Below are 20,717 nucleotides of genomic sequence, written 5' to 3' on the forward strand. Positions count from 1 at the left end.
CGGCGAAAATCAGAAAAACCTGTCTGACGCGGCCGCATCAGCGGACCAGCGGCGTTACAACCCAGGAACCCTCTTGCAACAGTAGCTGCCGGTCACAGCCAACACCTGGCGCGGCGTCGCCCTGCTGCCCGTCCAAGGCCTGCACTACCCGCTCACCCTGCTCACGCAGCCGACGGATTGCCTGCCATAAAGCCGGATCGGTGCTGTATGGCGCCCAGACACCGGCCGATGGGCCAACGAGCTCGGCATTGCCCAGCCTGACCAGCGTCTTTAGGTCCGTCGAAAAGCCGGTCGCCGGACGCGCCCGCCCAAAATCAGCACCAATGTCGTCATAACGCCCACCCTGAGCGATCGACTGGCCGACGCCCGGGACGAATACCGCGAAGACGACACCAGTGTGGTAGTGATAGCCGCGCAGCTCACCAAGATCGAAATACAACGGCAGCTCGGGATACCGCATCGCCAACTGTTCGGCGATATGCGCCAAACCATCGAGCGATTGAAGAACCGGAGCAGGCGCACCGGCAAGCACCTCGCGAGCAGCGTCAAGCGTCTCGCGACCACCACAGAGCCGCGCTAATGCGCGCAACATGCTCGCCAAGGCGGGCTCGACGTCGGCGGTCAGCGCTGCGATCTCGTCCATCGCCTTACGCTGCAAGGCATCGAAGAGGCGCTGCTCTGCGTCTCCAGAGAGACCGGCGGCGCGCGCCAATCCGCGATAGATCCCCACATGACCGAGATCCATGTGTAGGTCCGGCACATCGGCGAGAATGAGGGTTTCCAGCATCAAGCTGATCACTTCAAGATCGCTGGACGTGCTGCTGTCCCCATATAGTTCGGCGCCCAGCTGAATCGGGCTTCGCGACGTGGCGAGGGCCTGTGGCTTGGCATGCAGGACGCTGCCGGCATAGCACAGGCGGCTGGGCCCTTCGCGGCGCAACGTATGAGCATCCACCCGCGCCACTTGCGGCGTGATGTCCGCTCGCAAGCCCATCTGCCGACCTGACAACGGATCGACAACCTTAAAGGTCTTAAGATCAAGGTCCTGCCCCGCGCCAATCAGGAGCGACTCGAGAAACTCCACATGAGGGGTAATAACCAACTCGTAGCCCCAGCACTGGAAAAGATCCAGCACACGACGCCGTGCAGTTTCGATACGCGCCGCTTCGGGCGGCAGCACCTCTTCAATGCCATCTGGCAGAAGCCAGCGGTCTATCGTTGCCATTTCGCCAATCACCTCTCGATACGGCAAGCCTAGTCAAGCAGACGAACGCCGGGGCGACAGCCTGAGCCGCCCATCGGTCGCGTGCGATTGTGTTGGAACCATGGCGACAGCGCCACGCCCCGCCAAGGGGATCGGCATGGCTGGCCATGCCCGGATCAGCCTGCTGCCTCCGGGGCGCAGACGCAAAAAAGCCGGGCTTTCCCGGCTCGCGGATCATAACAACGTTTCGCCAACGGGTCACCCGGCGGACTGCACTCAGCCCGCCGGACAACCCTTCAGCAGTCACTGCGCTGTTGCGGATTCCAGATAACGGAAGAAATCGCTATTGGGATCTAGCACCAGAACATCTTCCTTGTTGGCGAAGCTCTCTCGGTAGGCTTGGAGGCTGCGATGGAAGGAATAGAACTCCCGATCCTGCCCATACGCCGCAGCATAGATGGCCGCCGCCTGCGCATCGCCGTCACCGCGCAACTCTTCGGCCTCACGGAACGCCTCAGCCAATAGCACTCGACGCTGCCGGTCAGCATCGGCACGAATGCCTTCAGCCAGCTCCTTACCTTTAGCGCGATGCTCCCGTGCTTCACGTTCGCGCTCAGAGCTCATTCGCTCGAACACGCTACGGTTCACTTCGCGCGGGAGGTCAATGCCCTTGACTCGGACATCCACCACCTCAATCCCGAGTTCCTGCTGCGCAGCACGATTCAGACTATTGGTCACCAGACTCATCAGCTCGTCGCGCTGACCGGAAACAGACTCGTGCAACGTCCGCTTACCGAACTGATCTCGCAGCGCAGCTTCGAGACGGCGCGCGAGTCGCTCATCTGCAATCTGCTTCATGCCTGAAGTCGCCGTATAAAAGCGCTCAGCATCGTCAACACGCCATTTGGCGTAGGAGTCAACCATCAACGCTTTCTTCTCCAGCGTCAGGAAGCGCGACGTCGTCGTATCCAGCGTCATCAAACGCGCATCGAACTTGCGCACACTGTTGACGTAAGGGATTTTCAGGTGCATGCCCGGCTTTACGTCGGGTTCAACGATACGACCGAATCGCAGCAATACCGCTCGCTCTGTCTGGGACACGATGTAAAAGCTGTTCCACGCCACGATCGCCAGCACCACACCCACAATGAGTGCGGTCAGGGATTTATTGCTCATTAGCGGACCTCCCTTGTACGCACTTCACGCGGATCCAGCTCCGGAGGCAGCCTCGTTGTCTGCGTCGAAGCGCCTGACGCAGACGCCGCAGGGGACTGTCCAGAAGCAGCGCCGCGACTATTGATCATCTTGTCCAGCGGCAGATAGAGCAGGTTGTTTTGACCCTGTTCGCCAGTCACGAGCACCTTGCTGGTATTGCTCATGAGCTCTTGCATGGTTTCCAGATACAGGCGCTCACGCGTCACATCTGGCGCCTTTCGATACTCGGCCACCAGCTTGGAGAAGCGATCCGCCTCACCCTGGGCGCGTGAGATCACCGCGTCACGATAACCACTGGCTTCCTCCAGCATGCGCTGAGCCTGACCGCGCGCCTCAGGGATCACACCGTTGGCGTAAGACTCGGCCTGATTCTTCTCGCGCTGCTCATCTTCTCGGGCACGGATAACGTCATCAAACGCTTCCTGCACCTCACGCGGCGCCGCTGCGCTTTGCAGGTTCACCTGAGTCACGATGATGCCCGTACCGTAGTTGTCAAGAAACCGCTGCAGGCGCTCCTTAACCTCAGCCGCCATCGCCTCACGCCCTTCGGTCAGGACCTGGTCCATCGCCGTCGAGCCGACTACGTGACGTACAGCACTGTCAGTCGCATGCTGCAGGGACGCTTCCGGATCTTCGACATTCAGGACAAATGCTTGAAGGTCACTGACTTTGTATTGCACGGTCAGAGGCACTTCAATGATGTTCTCGTCCTCGGTAAGCATCTGCCCTTGCTTGCTGTAGGAGCGTTCCCGTGTGACGTTTGCCTGGAACTTCTTATCAAACGGCGGGAAATAGATGTTCAGACCCGGCCCCACGGTCTCGTGATACTTGCCGAAGCGCAAAACCACGGCCTGCTCTTGCTCGTCCACGATATAGATAGCATTGAACAGCCAGACGGCCAGCAACACGACCAGACCAATCCAGACCAGCGCGAACCCGCCACGGCGACCAGCACCGCCACCCGATGATCCGCCACTGCGCTTCTTGCCGCCGAACATGCCATTGAGGCTGTCCTGCAATTTACGGAAAGCCTCATCCAGGTCCGGTGGACCTTTCTGATCGCCACCGCCACCGCCGCGACGACCACCGCCGCCACCGCTACCCCAGGGATCCTGGTTGTTCGAGTTGCCACCCGGCTCATTCCAAGCCATAGCGCTCTCCATTCAAATAAAGCTAAAGACGCGCCAGCGGCGCGTCCACCAATGCTACCGAAAGCCCGGAACGAACGGCTTAAAAGCCCCCCGAGCTTTATTGCAAAGTGTGTTGCTCGAAAAACTGCTCCGCCTCAAGGCCCGCGCGACTGATAAGACGATGCAGTTCGACACGCTGCAAACGCACGTCAAGCAGACTGACACCGTCGTCATCATGGACCTCGGACTGCACCGCCCCTAGATCGAACAACTGCGCACGCATGCGACCAAGCTGCTGCGGCAACCGAAGCGTCCCAACGAAGAGATCGTTACCGAGCAGTTCGGCAATGGCCTGCTTCAACAGATCCAAGCCCAACCCTTGCTGTGCCGAGACCCAGACCCGCTGCGGTACGCCATCAGCATTGCGCTGGATCTGGGGCTCGATGCCTTCGAGCAGATCCACCTTGTTGTAGACCTCCAATATCGGCAGCTCGTGCGCGCCAATCTCGGTCAACACCGCCAGCACCTGTTCGATCTGCTGATCGCGCTCGGGCTCGTGAGCATCGATGACATGTAGCAGCAGATCAGCATTGCTCGACTCTTCCAGTGTGGCCCGGAACGATTCGACCAACTTGTGCGGCAAATGACGGATGAAGCCCACCGTATCAGCAATCACCACAGGTCCAAGGTCATCCAGATCCAGACGACGCAGGGTTGGATCCAGCGTAGCGAAAAGCTGGTTAGCGGCGTAAACCTCGGATTCGGTCAAAGCATTGAAAAGGGTGGACTTACCAGCGTTGGTATAGCCCACCAGGGATATAAGCGGAATATCAGCACGTCGGCGGCCCCGGCGAGCCTGCTCACGCTGACTACGAACCTTTTCCAGCCGCTGCTTGATCTGGCGAATACGCACACGCAGCAAGCGCCTGTCAGTTTCAAGCTGTGTCTCGCCCGGGCCGCGCAAGCCTATACCACCCTTCTGCCGCTCAAGGTGAGTCCAGCCCCGCACCAGCCGCGTGCTCATGTGATCCAGCTGAGCCAGCTCAACCTGCAGCTTGCCTTCGTGCGTACGCGCGCGCTGAGCAAAGATATCCAGAATCAGTCCGGTCCGATCAAGCACACGACATTCGAGCGCTCGCTCGAGGTTGCGCTCTTGGCTGGGCGTCAGGGTGTGGTTGAAAATGACCAGCTCGACCTCGCCGTCCTTGACAAGGTCATGCAGCTCTTCGACTTTGCCGCTGCCGATCAGAAACTTGGCGGAAGGTTGATGCCTGGCAACATTGACGAAGCCAACTGTTTCGGCGCCAGCTGACCGCGCCAGCTCACGAAACTCTTGGGGGTCTTCACGCGCCGCTGGATCCTGAGCATCCAGATGAACCAGGATAGCCCGCTCACCACCACCGGGACGTTCGAAGAACAATGAAAGCTCCCTTTATTCGTTACCCGACTCAGACTGTTCAGCGTCGCCAGCAGCAGGCAGGCGCACCGGACGGCCAGGAACGACAGTCGAGATGGCATGCTTGTACACCATCTGACTAACCGTGTTCTTCAACAAAATGACGAATTGATCGAATGACTCGATCTGGCCCTGAAGCTTGATACCGTTGACCAAGTAGATCGAAACCGGAACGCGCTCCTTACGCAGGGTGTTCAGGTAAGGGTCTTGTAGCGAATGCCCTTTTGACATGTGCCGCACTCCTTAGAGGATCTTTTCATTAATTATTCGAAATCGAACACGGCCGATCGATGATTGAGAATAGCCGGTCAAATAGCAGTGTCAGCTCAATATGGCGAGCCTATCCAAGTATTTCAATGCTCGCGGCAGATTGTCACAGGCCGAACTTTCCAGCCAGTGAGCCCCCTCCCATCCCCTCAACCAAGTGAGCTGACGCTTGGCCAGTTGCCGGGTAGCGATCACACCACGCTCAACCATTTCCTGCGCAGAGTACTCACCGTCCAAATAGCGCCAAACCTGACGATAGCCAACCGCCCGCATGGACGGCAGCTCGGCATGCAGATCTGGGCGCCTGCGAAGAGATTCGACCTCTGCGACAAAGCCCTGTTCAACCATCTGAACGAAACGCCGCTCGATACGCTGGTGCAAGACCTGCCGCTGCGCAGGCGCTATGGATAACTGCGCAACAGTATAAGGCAAGACGCAGCCGTCTGGCGTGCCGGCTCCGGCTTTTTGAGCGGTTTGCCGGGAGCGATGCTCGGTCATGCTTATACCACTGACCCGATAGACCTCAAGCGCCCTGATCAGACGCTGCGGATCGTTCGGGTGGATCCGAGCGGCTGATACAGGATCGACTTCGCTGAGCTCGCGATGCAGCGCCGCCGCGCCTTCCGCCTGCACTTGTGCTTCGAGCGCCGCACGCACCTCAGCATCAGCGGCGGGCATATCCGCAAGCCCTTCGAGCAATGCCTTGAAGTAAAGCATGGTGCCGCCCACGAGTAGCGGAACGCGTCCTGCTTCGGTGCTCTGCGCCATGGCCACCAGGGCGTCAGCCAGAAACTCAGCAGCCGAGTAACTCTGCACAGGGTCTCTGATATCGATTAAACGATGCGGGAAGGCATCCAACAGTTCGGGTGAAGGCTTGGCAGTGCCGATGTCCATGTCACGGTAAACCAAGGCGGAATCGACACTGATCAGGTCACATGGCAAGGTCCGAGCAAGCTCGATTGCCAGGTCCGTCTTGCCGGCAGCGGTCGGACCCATGAGAAAGATCGCAGGAGGTAGTCGGGACATTGAATGCTCATACAAAGGTATCGCGGGCGACGGCTGGCCCCGGCGAGCCGGGCAGACCAACTATCGCCCTCGGAGGAAGAGCTTATCCAGGTCGGCCATGCCCAGCTGGGTCCAGGTAGGGCGACCGTGATTGCACTGGCCACTGCGCTCGGTCTGCTCCATGTCACGCAATAGGCCGTTCATCTCCGGCACGGTAAGGCGTCGGTTTGCACGCACCGCACCGTGGCATGCCATAGTGCCAAGCAGCTCGTTGAGGTGCGCCTGAATTCGGTCGCTAGTGCCGTATTCAAGCAGGTCGGCCAACACGTCCTGCACCAACCGGGTCGCTTCGGCCTGCTTGAGCAGGGAGGGAACCTGGCGGATCGCCAGACTTTCAGGACCCAGCCGCTGCAACTCAAAACCAAGCCTTTGGAACCACTGTGCATGTTCTTCGGCACAATCTGCTTCACGCTGACTGACGGCGATCGATTCCGGTACCAGTAACGGTTGACCACGCAGACCTTCGCTGGCCATTGCCGTTTTCAGCCGCTCGTACATGATCCGCTCGTGGGCGGCGTGCATGTCCACCAGGACCAGACCTTGGGCATTTTCGGCGAGAATGTAGATACCCTTGAGCTGAGCCAGTGCGTAGCCAAGCGGCGGCACGTCATCCCGGCTTTCCGGCAAGGCCGCAGCAGTCACGTCTGCCAATGGCGAGAAGAACTCACGGTAGGCACCCTGCGCTTCTGCAACGCTGCCAGTCGGCATCGGCCGAGGCGCCTGATAGCCAGCGCCGGCACCGCGCCAGGCAGGCTGTGCTGCCGCTGGCTGATCCAGCGCGCTGGCAGCGAGGCTCATTTCGTTCTGTCCGGCGAATTCTCCAGCATCACGACCAGAGACCGTGGTTACCGGCGCCACGCTGGCTGGCGCAGCCAGCTGATCCTCAGGACGGACATCGCCGAGCGCGCGGTGCAAGGTGCCGTAGAGGAAATCATGCACCATGCGATTGTCGCGAAAGCGAACCTCATGCTTGGTCGGATGGACATTGACGTCCACCACTGCTGGGTCCACATCGAGGAACAACACGAAGGTCGGGTGCCGACCATTGAACAACACGTCGCGGTAAGCTTGCCGCACTGCATGGGCGACCAGTTTGTCGCGCACCATGCGTCCATTCACATAGAAATATTGCAGATCCGCCTGGCTACGGGAAAACGTCGGCAAACCGACCCAGCCCCAAAGATGCAGACCGGTGCGCTCAATCTTGACCGGCAACGCCTGTTCCAGAAAGGCGGGGCCGCACACCGACGCGACGCGGCGCCCCCGAGACGCAGGATCACTGGCCGGATGCAGCGCAAGCACCACCTTCCCGTTGTGGCGAAGATGGAAGGCGACATCGAACCGGGCCAGTGCCAGCCGCTTGATCACTTCCTGCAAGTGGTCGAACTCAGTCTTTTCAGTGCGCAAGAACTTACGACGTGCAGGCGTGTTGAAGAACAGGTCGCGCACCTCGACCGAGGTTCCGACCGGATGGGCAGCCGGCTGAACGCGCGCCTCCATGTCCCGACCTTCGGTCTCGACCTGCCAGGCCTCGGCAGCATCAGCCGTACGCGAAGTCAGCGTTAATCGGGAGACCGAACTGATCGACGCCAGCGCCTCGCCCCGAAAACCCAGGCTCATGACACGTTCAAGGTCTTCCAGGTCACGGATCTTGCTGGTCGCATGCCGAGCCAGGGCCAGCGGCAAGTCATCGGCTGGAATACCACAACCATCATCGCGCACCCGCAGCAGCTTTATCCCGCCTTGTTCAACGTCCACTTCAATACGGGTGGCACCGGAGTCGAGGCTGTTTTCCAGCAGCTCCTTGATCACCGAAGCTGGCCGCTCGACCACTTCACCCGCAGCAATCTGGTTCGCCAGCCGCGGACTCAGCAGCTGGATGCGCGCTGCCTCGATCATGGCTGCGAGGCCAGCGTGGTAGCGGGAATGTTCAGCGTTTGGCCAACTTTGATCACGTCGCTTTTCAGACTATTGGCGCTGCGCAACGCAGGCAGACTGATCTGATAGCGCTCGGCAAGCAGCGCCAGGCTTTCGCCAGAACGGACGACATGCTCGCGAGCCACGCTGGCAATCTTGCCGGAGTCGCGCATCCAGGCAACGTAGGTGCCGGGCGGGGGATTTTCATGGAAGAACTGTCGCACCCCACTATGGATGGAACGCGCGAGCGCCTGCTGATGGGCCGCAGTCTGTAGTTTGCGCGCCTCGGATGGATTGGAAATGAATCCGGTCTCCACCAAGATCGAAGGGATGTCGGGTGATTTCAGCACCATGAACCCGGCCTGCTCAACGCGGCGTTTGTGCAGAGGCGTGATTCGGCCCATGTTGCTCAGCACCTTTTGTCCGACGTTGAGACTGGAAGACAACGAGGCAGTCATCGACAGGTCCAGCAACACGCCGGCTAGCATCTGGTCCTTGTCGCCGAGGCTCACATTGCCGGCGCCGCCAATCAGGTCAGACCGGTTTTCGCTGTCGGCCAGCCAACGCGCAGTTTCCGATGTCGCGCCGCGATCCGACAATGCAAACACCGAAGCACCATAGGCTGACGACCGCGGCGCCGCATCGGCATGAATGGAGACGAACAGGTCCGCGCCCTTCTTGCGGGCAATCTCGGTGCGTTTACGCAAGGGGATAAAGTAATCACCGGTGCGCACCAACTCGGCGCGAAAGCCCTTGTCGGCGTTGATCTGGCGCTGCAGCTCCTTGGCAAGAGCCAGCACGACGGTTTTTTCGTATATCTTGCCCGGACCGATAGCGCCCGGATCTTCTCCGCCATGCCCTGCGTCGATCGCCACGACGATATCGCGCTTGCTGCTTGGCAGTGGAGGCAACTTGATCGCCGACAGGGTCGGCGAAACGGGTGCAGTCGGGGTACTCGGCGTGGCGGTCGCCGGAACGTTGGCAGTGGATGCCGCTGCCGCATCGGCGGCATTGTCGAACAGGTCGACAACCAAACGATGGCCGTATTGCTGGTTCGGCGTGAGCGTAAAGCTCTTTGGCGAAACCTCGGCGCTCAGGTCGATTACCACCCGCAAGGTGTCGGCGTCGTATTTCGCTGCGCGCAATCCAGAAATGGGCGTGTTCTGCAGCGGCAGTTGATCGAATGGCTTGGCCAGATTGGCGCCATCGACGTCGATGACGATGCGATCCGGAGCCGTCAGAGTGAACACCTTATGCTGGACCGGACCGGACAGGTCAAAGACCAACCGCGTGTTGTCAGGCGCTCGCCACAGACGGACGCTCTGGACGTCGGAAGCCGCCAGGACCTGCATGGCCGCGAGCATCAATGCCAAACCACTAACCAGCGCGCGCATGCGCATACCCAACCCCATGATGTTCATTGATTGCCAACGGTCAGGATGGAACACCAGCCTTCACCGCGCTCGCCTCGTGGCGTCAGGCGCAGCATACGACCGGCCCCGTGCGGCGTAATGGTAATGTCCAGGTCAGCCTTTGGCAAAATGCCGGCGCCACGTTCCGGCCACTCTACCAGGCACAGAGCGTCCCCTTCGAAATAGTCGCGAATGCCCAGAAATTCCAGTTCTTCCGGGTCGACAAGACGATAAAGGTCGAAATGGAACACTCGTGCAGCCGGGGTTTCATAGGGTTCGACCAGCGTAAAGGTCGGGCTCTTGACCTTGCCCTCATGCCCAAGCCCACGAATCAACCCGCGCGACAGTGTGGTCTTACCAGCGCCGAGGTCGCCGTGCAGATAAATCACGCCCCGACCGCCGGTTGCCTGAGCGATGCGCGCGCCCAGCAACAGCATGGCATCTTCGTCGGCAGCAAACAGCGTTACGTCAGACATGGCGAATGCTCCTCGAGTAACTGGCGGACCATCGGGATCAGATCGGCGGCAACCAGCCCTCGGCCTGCGGCACCAAGACGCTCACCCGCCACCGCATGCAGCCAGACAGCAAGACAGGCCGCCTCGAAAGGCGCCAGCCCCTGCGCCAGCAATGCACCAGCTACTCCCGCCAACACATCGCCGAGCCCCGCGCTGGCCATAGCTGGATGCCCGCGATCACACAGTGCAAGCCGGCCGTCGCGGTCGGCGATCAGGGTTCCAACGCCCTTGAGCAGTACGGCACAACCGAAGCGCGCAGCAAGAGCGCGCGCGGCGGCTGGCCGATCGGCCTGCACCTCGGCCACGGAGATTTCCAACAATCGTGCGGCCTCACCGGGATGCGGTGTGAGTAAGCAATCGCTAGGAAGGTCCACCGCGCCGGCTGCTAGCAGATTCAACGCATCGGCGTCCCACACCTGCGGAACGTGACATTGCGGTGCCAGCGACAGCAAGCTGCGCCCCCACGGGGTCTGCCCCAGACCTGGCCCGATCACCAGAACATCGGCCCGCTGGGCCAGTGCCGTCAATGCATAAGTCGACTCGACGCCGCTGCACATGATTTCCGGGCGCCGCACCAGCGAGGCGGTGACATGTTCCGGGCGTGTCGCCAGGGTCACCATGCCGGCACCACAGCGCAGTGCAGCTTCGGCACTGAGCAACGCGGCGCCGCCGGTACCGAGATCGCCGCCGATGACCAGCACCTGACCAAAGCTTCCTTTATGAGCAGTTGGCGACCGGGGTGCGAGGGTCGGCAAGTTCGCCTCGCACAAGCGCAAGGCGGACAGCTCGATCTGGTCGATGACCTGCGCATCGGCCTGCAGATCATCGAATATCAGCGTTCCGATTCGATCCGGACCCTGGCCAGTAAATAGACCGAGTTTGAGGCCGATAAAGGTCACAGTCAGCTCGGCCCGCACAACCTCCCCGAGCAGATGCCCCGTGTCGGCACACAGCCCCGACGGTAGGTCGACCGCAAGGATCGGCAGCGCGCTGTCGTTCATTGCGCGAATGACGCTCGCGTAGGGTTCGCGAACCTCTCCGGTGATTCCAGTGCCTAGCAGCGCATCGACCAGCACACCGCGCAGATCGGCATCGGACGTCCAAGGCGTCACGCTGACACCGGCTGCCCGGGCTTCAGCAAAGGCCTGTGCGGCATCGCCCTGTAATTGCAGAGGATCGCCGACTGCAATGACCCGAACCTGACGACCGGCACGCTGCGCCAGCGCTGCGATCAGATACCCATCCCCGGCGTTGTTACCGCGCCCGGCCAACACGGTGATTTCCTCAACGTCCGGCCAACGTCGGCGCAATGCGCGCCAGGCGGCATGGGCGGCACGCAGCATAAGGTCGAAACCAGGCGTCCCCGCCGCGATCAGCCGGGCGTCGAGCTCACGTACCTGAGCGGCAGAGTAGAGACGACTGGGAAGTGTATCGGTGGTCTGGGACATGAATCACCCGTGCGAATATCTGGCAGAATTATACGCATGCGCCTGCCCGGCCGCCCGTGGCGAGTCGGCGGCGGATTGATAGAAAAGATTGCCGCCCGAGAGCGAGCCGCGCGGCGGGTTTAACAGCTGCCGGTTCGCCAGGCCAAAACCGCAGCCCGCCCTTACATTGCCGCAACGCCGACGACTCTACGCCATGTCCAGCACCACCCTCGACCCAGCCGCTCTTGCCGACTCCATCAAGGAGTGGGGCCGCGAGCTCGGCTTTCAGCAGGTCGGCATTACTGGCGTCGATCTCGGAGAGCATGAAGCGCACCTCGAGCGCTGGCTAGCGGCCGGCTATCAGGGCGAGATGGACTATATGGCTGCCCATGGCAGCAAACGTTCCCACCCGGAGCAACTGGTGCCAGGCACGTTAAGGGTGATCTCGTTGCGCATGGACTACCTGCCCGGCGACACCCGCATGACCGAGCAACTGGCGCAGCCCGAAAAAGCCTATGTGTCGCGCTACGCGCTAGGCCGGGACTATCACAAACTGATCCGCAAACGCCTGCAACAGCTGGCCGAGCGCATCCAGCACGTGATCGGCCCGTTCGGCTTTCGCGCCTTCGTCGACAGCGCGCCAGTGTTGGAAAAGGCGGTGGCGCAGCAGGCCGGCCTCGGCTGGATCGGCAAGAACACCCTGGTTCTCAACCGCAAGGCGGGCAGTTGGTTCTTTCTCGGCGAGTTGTTTGTCGACATCGCCCTCCCCGTCGACGAGCCAACCGATCGCGACCACTGCGGCAGTTGCCATGCTTGTCTGGACGTTTGCCCAACGGATGCGTTCGTCGGCGAACGGGTGCTGGATGCGCGCAAATGCATTTCCTACCTGACCATCGAGCTGAAAGGTCCGATCCCCGTCGAGCTACGGTCGAAGATCGGTAACCGCGTGTTCGGCTGCGATGACTGCCAGATCGTCTGCCCCTGGAATCGCTTCGCCAAGCCGACCCAGCAGACCGACTTCCAGCCCCGCCACAGCCTCGACAATGCCGACTTGGCGTCACTGTTCCGCTGGACCGAAGAAGAGTTTCTCAGCCGCACCGAGGGTTCGCCCCTGCGCCGCACCGGCTATCAGAGCTGGCTGCGCAATCTCGCCGTGGGGCTGGGCAACGCGCCGTCGAGCATTCCGGTGCTCGAAGCCCTGCAGGCGCGCCGCGACGACCCCTCTGAGCTGGTGCGCGAGCATGTCCAATGGGCGCTGGCGCAGCATGAGCAACGGCCTTCGGCTCACCCGCATACCGGGTAGCCGGCACACAGGTTACGCCGGAGCAACCACTGTGGCGGCACTCAATTCAAGCAACGCCTCCCCGTCCAGGGTTTCCTGCTGCAGCAGTCGCTGAGCACTGCGCTCCAGCAGCTCTCGGCGCGCTTCGAGCAGCGTCAGGCTGCGTTGGAAGGATGCCTGCACCAGTTCCTGTACTTCCTCGTCGATGGCCGTGGCGGTACTTTCCGCGTAATCATGCTGCGGCTTGAGGCCGAGCATCGCTTCGTTGCCGAGGAAAGAATTGGGCTCGCGCTCCAACACCATGTGCCCGAGCCGCCGGGACATGCCGTAGCGGGTGACCATGGCCCGGGCAATATCGGTGACCTTGGCCAGGTCGTCCGCCGCACCGGTGGACAGGTGGGCGAACACCAGCCACTCCGCTGCGCGCCCGCCGAGCAGCACGGCCATCTTGTTTTCGAGCTCCTCGCGGGTCATCAGGAAGCGGTCCTCGATGGGCCGCTGGATGGTATAGCCCAGCGCGCCCATGCCGCGCGGGATGATCGAGACCTTGTGCACCGGATCGACACCCGGCAGTGCCATGGCGACGAGTGCGTGGCCCATCTCGTGATACGCGACAATTTCGCGCTCGCGCGGGTTGAGCAAACGGTTGCGCTTCTCCAGACCGGCGACGATGCGCTCAATGGCGGCGGTGAAATCTGTCATGGCCACCGCCTCGGCATTGCGCCGAGTCGCCAGCAGCGTCGCCTCGTTGACCAGATTGGCCAGGTCGGCGCCGGTGAATCCTGGCGTCAGCGCGGCGATGGCCTGGGGATCGACATCGGTGTCCAGCCGCGCCTTTTTCAAGTGCACCTCGAGAATTTGCACCCGCCCGACCTTGTCCGGCCGATCCACCAGCACCTGACGGTCGAACCGGCCGGCACGTAGCAATGCCGGGTCGAGGATTTCCGGCCGGTTGGTGGCCGCCAGCAAGACCAACCCACTGGACGTATCGAAACCGTCCATCTCCACCAGCAACTGGTTGAGCGTCTGCTCCTTCTCGTCGTGCCCGCCGGACATTGGTCCGGCGCCACGAGCGCGGCCAAGGGCGTCCAGCTCATCGATGAAGATGATTGCCGGCGCCTGGGCCCTCGCCTGTTCAAACAGGTCACGTACCCGCGCCGCGCCCACCCCGACGAACATCTCGACGAACTCTGAGCCAGAAATGGAGTAGAACGGCACCCTTGCCTCACCGGCCACGGCTCGCGCCAGCAGCGTCTTGCCGGTGCCAGGCGGGCCGACCAGCAGTACGCCCTTGGGCATGCGTCCGCCGAGGCGGCCGTAGGTTTTCGGATCACGCAGGAATTCGATGATTTCCTTCAGCTCGTCCTTGGCCTCGTCGACGCCGGCCACGTCGGCGAAGCTCACTTTCATGTCGGTCTCGACGTAAACCCGCGCCTTGCTCTTGCCGATCTGCATCATGCCGCCGCCACCCAGGCCGCTGCCGAGGCGACGGATGAGGAACAGCCAGATGCCGAAGAACAACACGGCCGGGACGATCCACGACAGCAGGTCCCGCACCAGCGTGCTTTCCACCTTGCCGGTGTAGCGCACCGGATATCGCTGTAGGTGCTCGGCCAGCTGCGGTTCGACGCGATTGCTGACGAAGCGTCGCTGGCCGCTGGGCAAGGGTTCCTTGAACGACCCTTCGATACGCCGCTCGGTGATCGCCAGCTCATCGATGCGTCCGTCTTTGAGGTGCTGTTCGAACTCGCTGTAAGGGATCGTCGCCACTTCCTGCTGTGCCGTCAGCAGGTACTGGATGCCGAGAAACGCCAGGACGGCGAACATCCAATAGCTGACATGAAATCCGGCTTTCTCTTTCACCCTGCTCTCCTTGTATCGCCAACCAAGCGCACACGTTTTGGCTACCGGTGACTATGCCTCCTTCAGAACAGCCGCGCTGGACTCAGATCAGTAATAGCCAACCTAACTGCCACCTCTGGCACTTCAGAGGCCGCCGCTGACACCAAGCCCGATGCCGAGCACCGCAGCCAGAGCGAAGGGCAACAGCAGAGTGTCGAGCAACGCGCTGGCCGGCAGGTCAATGGCTGCATGCCTGGGTGGCTCGGCACCGAAACGGTCCAACGGACAGCATCCGCCGTTGAGGCTGTACCAGTCCAGGCGAGTGCCTGAGTAGACGACGGGCGCGCCGGGCTTGGCAGCATCGAGGGTGCGCACCGTGGCGCAACCGGAGAGCAGTAGGACGAGCGCCAGCGTTGAGCCGAGCCGGATAGTCGATCGTTTCATCGGCGCTTCCTCATGGGTTGGGCGAACGCAGGTGCGGCCGTGCTTAATCGTCGCTGACGATATGGTGCTCGCCCCAGCGCGGCAGCATGTCCTGTGGAATGTTGAGCAGATTAAGGACGCGCGCGACCACGAAATCCACCAGATCGTCGATGGTCTGCGGCTGATGATAGAAGCCCGGAGACGCCGGGAGGATGGTGGCGCCGAGGTTGGACAGTTTGAGCATGTTCTCCAGATGAATGCTCGAATACGGTGCTTCGCGAGGCACCAGAATCAGCTGACGACGCTCCTTGAGCGCCACGTCCGCAGCGCGCTCGATCAGGTTGTTGCAGGCGCCCGTGGCGATTGCCGATAGGGTGCCGGTCGAGCACGGCACCACCACCATGGCAGTCGGTGCGCCTGAACCGGATGCCGGTGGTGCCATCCAGTCTTCTTTGGCGAACACACGGATTTGCCCGGCCGCGGCGCCCGTGTATTCAGAGAGAAACGCCTGCATGGCCTGTGGTTTGGCCGGCAGCACGACATCGGTCTCGGTTGCCATCACCAGTTGCGCCGCCTTGGAAATCAGAAAATGAACCTCGCGGTCTTCCTGGATCAGGCAGTCGAGCAGGCGCAGGCCGTACTGCGCGCCGGATGCTCCGGTCATGGCCAGGGTGATGCGTTCGGGGCCGCTCATTATCTGTTTCCTTGTTATTGCTTTGTCGTTTTTGGTGGGCTGAAGCCCACCCTACGGGCGAGGATGGTCACCGAAGTAGGGTGGGCCGGGCGGCGCTCCGCTTCAGCCCACCAAAGCTGATTTACGCCAACGCCTCGGCCAATTTCTTGTGCAACCCACCAAAACCACCGTTGCTCATAACCACCACCTGAGTACCCGGCGTGGCATCGGCCTTCACCTTGGCGATGATCGCTTCCAGCGAATCGCAAACGGTCGTACCCACCGGCGAGCCGGCGACCGTAGCGGCCAGGTCCCAGCCGAGATTTGGCGGTGCGTACCAGATCGCCTGATCGGCCAGCGCCACCGATTCGGCCAGGCCCTCGCGGTGCGCGCCGAGCTTCATCGAATTGGAGCGCGGTTCGACCACGGCAATGATCGGCGTATCGCCGACACGCTTGCGCAAACCATCGAGCGTGGTGGCGATGGCAGTTGGGTGATGGGCGAAGTCGTCGTAGATGGTAACGCCGTTGACCTCAGCGACCTTTTCCATGCGCCGCTTGACGCTCAAGAACTCACTCAGCGCCTCGGCGCCCTGCTTCGGTAGCACGCCGACATGCCGAGCCGCCGCCAGCGTCGCCAGCGCATTGTTGACGTTGTGCAGGCCGGTCAGCGCCCAGTCAACCACGCCCTGCACAGCGCCCTCGAAGATCACCTCGAAGCGCGAACCGTCGGCGCTGAGCAGGTTGGCCTGCCATTGCCCGCCTTCGCCGGTGGTCTGCACTGGCGTCCAGCATCCCATGCCGATGACACGTTTGAGCGCCGTTTCAGACTCGGGATGAATGATCAGGCCTTCGCTGGGCACGGTGCGCACCAGATGGTGGAACTGCCGTTCGATGGCGGCGAGGTCCGGGAAGATGTCCGCGTGGTCGAACTCAAGGTTGTTGAGGATCGCCGTGCGCGGACGGTAATGGACGAACTTGCTGCGCTTGTCGAAGAAGGCACTGTCGTATTCGTCGGCCTCGACCACGAAGAACGGCGTACCGCCCAAGCGCGCGGAGATGCCGAAGTTCTGCGGCACACCGCCGATGAGAAAACCCGGGCTCATGCCGGCGTGTTCCAGCACCCAGGCCAGCATGCTGCTGGTGGTGGTCTTGCCGTGGGTACCGGCGGCGGCCAGCACCCAGCGGCCCTGCAGCACGTGATCGGCCAGCCATTGCGGGCCGGACACATAGGGCAGGCCCTTGTTGAGTACGTATTCCACCGCCGGGTTGCCGCGCGACAGTGCATTGCCGATCACTACCAGATCCGGCGTCGGTTCGAGCTGGCTGGGCTCGTAGCCCTGCGTCAGTTCGATGCCCTGGGCTTCGAGTTGGGTGCTCATCGGGGGGTAGACGTTGGCGTCGGAGCCAGTGACGCGGTGGCCCAGTTCCTTGGCCAGCACTGCCAGCGAACCCATGAAGGTGCCGCAGATGCCGAGAATATGGATATGCATGAATGACCTCTGAAAAGCGCCGCGCCGGGCAATCGGATCAGGCGGCACAGCCACGCCTGTCGGCGCCGAAAACTGCGGCGCAGATTAGCACAGCACTGGCGCTGCCAATGCCCGACCAGCGGTACACCGCACGTCGCCTCGCCAGCCGACGAACGGACTTTGTTCTACGCTGGATCACAGCAGTCCCACACAGTTACAAGTCCCGGAGACTCACCATGCGTTACGCCCATCCCGGCAGCGAAGGCGCTGTCGTTTCCTTCAAGTCCCGTTACGGCAATTTCATCAACGGCGAGTTCGTCGAACCGGTCAACGGCCAATACTTCACCAACCTGTCCCCGGTAAACGGCCAGCCCATCGCCGAATTCCCCCGCTCCGACGCCGCCGACATCGAAAAAGCCCTGGATGCCGCGCATGCCGCCGCCGATGCCTGGGGCAAGACCAGCGCGCAGGCGCGCTCGCTGGTCCTGTTGAAGATTGCCGACCGTATCGAGCAGAACCTCGAAATGCTCGCCATCACCGAAACCTGGGATAACGGCAAGGCCGTGCGTGAAACCCTGAACGCCGACATCCCATTGGCTGCAGACCACTTCCGCTACTTCGCTGGGTGCATCCGCGCGCAGGAAGGCACCGCCGCCGAGATCGATGAGCACACCGCGGCCTATCACTTCCACGAACCGCTGGGCGTAGTCGGGCAGATAATCCCCTGGAACTTCCCGATCCTCATGGCCGCCTGGAAGCTCGCCCCTGCGCTGGCCGCGGGCAACTGCGTGGTGTTGAAGCCGGCCGAGCAAACGCCGCTCGGGATCGCCGTGCTCATGGAAGTCATCGGCGACCTACTGCCGCCGGGTGTGCTCAACGTGGTGCAGGGCTACGGGCGCGAAGCCGGCGAAGCCCTGGCGAGCAGCAAGCGCATCGCCAAGATCGCCTTCACCGGCTCCACCCCGGTGGGCTCGCACATCATGAAGCGCGCCGCTGAGGCCATCATCCCGAGCACCGTTGAGCTGGGAGGCAAGAGCCCGAACATCTACTTCGAAGACATCATGCAGGCCGAGCCGACGTTCATCGAGAAAGCCGCCGAAGGCCTGGTACTGGGCTTCTTCAACCAGGGCGAAGTCTGCACCTGCCCGTCGCGGGCGCTGGTGCAGGAGTCGATCTACGGGCCGTTCATGGAAGCGGTGATGAAGAAGGTCGCGCAGATCAAGCGCGGCGACCCGCTGGACACGGACACCATGGTCGGCGCTCAGGCCAGCCAGCAGCAGTTCGACAAGATCATGTCCTACCTGGAAATCGCCAAGCAGGAAGGCGCCGAAGTGCTCACTGGCGGCGGCGTGGAGAAACTCGAAGGCTCGCTCGCCACTGGCTATTACATCCAGCCGACCCTGCTCAAGGGCACGAACAAGATGCGCGTGTTCCAGGAGGAAATCTTCGGCCCGGTCATCGGCGTCACGACCTTCAAGGACGAAGCCGAAGCCCTGGCCATCGCCAATGACACCGAGTACGGCCTGGGTGCTGGCGTCTGGACCCGCGACATCAACCGCGCCTATCGCATGGGCCGCGCGATCAAGGCCGGGCGCGTATGGACTAACTGCTACCACCTCTACCCCGCCCACGCGGCGTTCGGTGGCTACAAGAAGTCCGGCGTCGGTCGCGAGACCCACAAGATGATCCTCGACAGCTACCAGCAGACCAAGAACCTGCTGATCAGCTACGACATCAATCCTCTCGGGTTCTTCTAGCCCATAAACAGTGCCCGCCCACGCCGCAAGGCGTCGGGCTGGTGCACGCGTGGCTGCCTTTTCACTCAAGAGATCCCCAAACGCCGTAGAAACCGCAAAGGCACAGCGCTTGCTTTAACGATCCTGCCGTACCCGAACCCATCAAAGGATGATTCCCATGGCTCTCGAACACAGCAGTGCGACACCCCCTTCCCACGCCATCGATTTCGAAGCAGTTGGCAGCACCTATTTCCAGGAACGCGAACTGAAGAAAGGCGCCGCCGGTTGGGTGCTGCTGGTCGGCCTGGGCGTCGCCTACGTGATTTCCGGTGACTACGCCGGCTGGAACTTCGGCCTCGCTCAGGGCGGCTGGGGCGGACTGTTCATCGCCACGCTGCTGATGGCGACCATGTACCTGTGCATGTGCTTTTCACTCGCCGAACTCTCTTCGATGATTCCCACGGCAGGCGGCGGCTATGGTTTCGCCCGAAGCGCCTTCGGCCCGCTGGGTGGCTTTCTCACCGGCACGGCGATCCTGATCGAGTACGCCATCGCCCCCGCGGCCATCGCCGTGTTCATTGGCGCTTACTGCGAATCGCTGTTCGGCATTGGCGGCTGGGCGATCTACCTGGCCTTCTACATCATCTTTATCGGCATCCATATCTTCGGCGTCGGCGAGGCGTTGAAGCTGATGTTCATCATCACCGCGGTCGCGGCCCTGGCCTTGGGCGTCTTCATTGTCGCGATGGTGCCGCACTTCTCGGTCGATAAACTGCTCGACATCGCGCCGACCACCGCAGCCGGTGCCAGCAGCTTTCTGCCCTATGGCTATGTGGGGATCTGGGCCGCCATTCCTTACGCGATCTGGTTCTTCCTTGCGGTCGAGGGCGTACCGCTGGCCGCCGAGGAAACCAAGAACCCGCAGCGCGACATGCCGCGCGGCCTCATCGGCGCCATGCTGATTCTGGTGGCCTTTGCCGGCCTGATCCTGTTGGTCGGGCCTGGCGGGGCTGGCTCCAGCACCCTCGTGGACTCCGGCAATCCGCTGGTCGAGGCGCTGACCACCGCCTACGGGTCGTCCACCTGGATGAGCGGTTTCGTCAATCTGGTCGGGCTGGCCGGCCTCATCGCCAGCTTCTTCTCGATCATCTACGCCTACTCCCGGCAGATTTTCGCGTTGTCACGGGCTGGCTACCTGCCGCGCAAACTGTCGCTGACTAACAAGAACAAGGCGCCGGTTATGGCCTTGATTATCCCCGGCGTGATCGGCTTCCTGCTCTCGCTCACCGGCCAGGGCGATCTGCTGATTCTGGTCGCGGTGTTCGGCGCAACCATCTCCTACGTGCTGATGATGGCCTCGCATATCGTCCTGCGGATGCGCCGTCCGGACCTGCATCGCCCCTACAAGACGCCCGGTGGCGTAATGACTTCCGGCGTCGCGCTGGTGCTGGCCTGCATCGCGGTGGTGGCGGGCTTCCTCGTCGACCCGCGTGTCGTCATTGCCGCCGCGGTGATCTATGGCGTCTTCATCGCCTACTTCGCGATCTACAGCCGTCATCATCTGGTGGCTGGCACGCCGGAAGAAGAATTCGCAGCGATCGAGAACGCCGAGGCGGCGTTGAAGTAGTTAGTAGGGTGGGCTTTAGCCCACCGAACCGTGCGCATCATGGGCGGACTGAAGC

Annotated in this window: 17 protein-coding genes; 3 read left to right on the plus strand and 14 right to left on the minus strand. The window is 61.9% G+C overall.

The genetic code is table 11. The features are described from left to right. Positions 1–37 precede the first annotated feature (37 nt). From RT21_RS13795 to RT21_RS13840, 10 genes are all read right to left on the minus strand, one after another. Positions 38–1,225 (minus strand): ATP phosphoribosyltransferase regulatory subunit, encoded by a 1,188-nt coding sequence (locus RT21_RS13795; protein ID WP_045424420.1) that lies wholly within the window; start codon positions 1,223–1,225, stop codon positions 38–40. Between the two features lie 282 nt (positions 1,226–1,507). After that, positions 1,508–2,380: a protease modulator HflC gene (gene hflC, locus RT21_RS13800; protein WP_046163172.1), complete on the minus strand. Its 873-nt coding sequence runs from the start codon at positions 2,378–2,380 to the stop codon at positions 1,508–1,510. After that, on the minus strand, positions 2,380–3,570 hold the full coding sequence (hflK, locus tag RT21_RS13805) for an FtsH protease activity modulator HflK (protein WP_046163173.1): 1,191 nt from the start codon (positions 3,568–3,570) through the stop codon (positions 2,380–2,382). Before hflK ends, hflC begins: the two co-directional genes overlap by 1 nt. A 97-nt stretch (positions 3,571–3,667) precedes the next feature. Next, a complete protein-coding gene (gene hflX / locus RT21_RS13810; RefSeq protein WP_045424411.1) occupies positions 3,668–4,969 on the minus strand; it encodes a ribosome rescue GTPase HflX in 1,302 nt (433 codons plus the stop codon). Positions 4,970–4,981: 12 nt separating this feature from the next. Next, complete coding sequence (gene hfq, locus RT21_RS13815) at positions 4,982–5,236, minus strand: RNA chaperone Hfq (protein WP_019340119.1); 255 nt, start codon at positions 5,234–5,236, stop codon at positions 4,982–4,984. A gap of 90 nt (positions 5,237–5,326) precedes the next feature. Further along, on the minus strand, positions 5,327–6,298 hold the full coding sequence (gene miaA / locus RT21_RS13820; protein WP_046163174.1) for a tRNA (adenosine(37)-N6)-dimethylallyltransferase MiaA: 972 nt from the start codon (positions 6,296–6,298) through the stop codon (positions 5,327–5,329). 60 nt (positions 6,299–6,358) lie between these two features. Then, entirely contained in the window at positions 6,359–8,236 is a 1,878-nt protein-coding gene (gene mutL / locus RT21_RS13825; protein ID WP_046163175.1) for a DNA mismatch repair endonuclease MutL, read from the minus strand. Beyond that, on the minus strand, positions 8,233–9,654 hold the full coding sequence (locus RT21_RS13830; protein ID WP_046163224.1) for an N-acetylmuramoyl-L-alanine amidase: 1,422 nt from the start codon (positions 9,652–9,654) through the stop codon (positions 8,233–8,235). Before RT21_RS13830 ends, mutL begins: the two co-directional genes overlap by 4 nt. A 17-nt stretch (positions 9,655–9,671) precedes the next feature. Next, positions 9,672–10,142, minus strand: coding sequence for a tRNA (adenosine(37)-N6)-threonylcarbamoyltransferase complex ATPase subunit type 1 TsaE (tsaE, locus tag RT21_RS13835; RefSeq protein WP_045424402.1), 471 nt, complete (start codon positions 10,140–10,142; stop codon positions 9,672–9,674). Beyond that, positions 10,130–11,629 (minus strand): bifunctional ADP-dependent NAD(P)H-hydrate dehydratase/NAD(P)H-hydrate epimerase, encoded by a 1,500-nt coding sequence (locus RT21_RS13840; RefSeq protein ID WP_046163176.1) that lies wholly within the window; start codon positions 11,627–11,629, stop codon positions 10,130–10,132. Before RT21_RS13840 ends, tsaE begins: the two co-directional genes overlap by 13 nt. Positions 11,630–11,822: 193 nt before the next feature. On the opposite strand from RT21_RS13840, the gene queG reads away from it, so the two are divergent. Further along, positions 11,823–12,911, plus strand: a complete 1,089-nt coding sequence (gene queG / locus RT21_RS13845; RefSeq protein ID WP_046163177.1) for a tRNA epoxyqueuosine(34) reductase QueG — start codon at positions 11,823–11,825, stop codon at positions 12,909–12,911. A 12-nt stretch (positions 12,912–12,923) separates the two neighbouring features. Here the strand turns inward: queG and ftsH are convergent, their stop codons facing one another. The 4 genes from ftsH to mpl form a co-directional block, all read right to left on the minus strand. Continuing rightward, positions 12,924–14,753 carry an ATP-dependent zinc metalloprotease FtsH gene (gene ftsH / locus RT21_RS13850; RefSeq protein WP_046163178.1) on the minus strand — a complete coding sequence of 610 codons (1,830 nt, stop codon included), beginning with the start codon at positions 14,751–14,753 and terminating at the stop codon, positions 12,924–12,926. A 123-nt stretch (positions 14,754–14,876) separates the two neighbouring features. After that, positions 14,877–15,176, minus strand: a complete 300-nt coding sequence (locus tag RT21_RS13855; RefSeq protein ID WP_045424365.1) for a YceK/YidQ family lipoprotein — start codon at positions 15,174–15,176, stop codon at positions 14,877–14,879. 43 nt (positions 15,177–15,219) lie between these two features. Next, positions 15,220–15,849 carry a flavin prenyltransferase UbiX gene (gene ubiX / locus RT21_RS13860; RefSeq protein WP_045424362.1) on the minus strand — a complete coding sequence of 210 codons (630 nt, stop codon included), beginning with the start codon at positions 15,847–15,849 and terminating at the stop codon, positions 15,220–15,222. Positions 15,850–15,970: 121 nt separating this feature from the next. Continuing rightward, complete coding sequence (gene mpl / locus RT21_RS13865; RefSeq protein WP_046163179.1) at positions 15,971–17,320, minus strand: UDP-N-acetylmuramate:L-alanyl-gamma-D-glutamyl-meso-diaminopimelate ligase; 1,350 nt, start codon at positions 17,318–17,320, stop codon at positions 15,971–15,973. Between the two features lie 215 nt (positions 17,321–17,535). Between mpl and RT21_RS13870 the strand changes: the two genes are divergently transcribed. Together RT21_RS13870 and eat are read left to right on the plus strand one after the other, a co-directional pair. Next, a complete protein-coding gene (locus RT21_RS13870; RefSeq protein WP_046163225.1) occupies positions 17,536–19,056 on the plus strand; it encodes an acetaldehyde dehydrogenase ExaC in 1,521 nt (506 codons plus the stop codon). A 157-nt stretch (positions 19,057–19,213) separates the two neighbouring features. Next, the gene (gene eat, locus RT21_RS13875) at positions 19,214–20,662 is read left to right on the plus strand and encodes an ethanolamine permease (protein ID WP_046163180.1); all 1,449 of its coding nucleotides are present in this window, start codon (positions 19,214–19,216) and stop codon (positions 20,660–20,662) included. Positions 20,663–20,717 lie beyond the last annotated feature (55 nt).

The sequence above is a fragment of the Pseudomonas sp. 10B238 genome (assembly GCF_000970615.1).
In the GTDB taxonomy this organism is placed as follows: domain Bacteria; phylum Pseudomonadota; class Gammaproteobacteria; order Pseudomonadales; family Pseudomonadaceae; genus Stutzerimonas.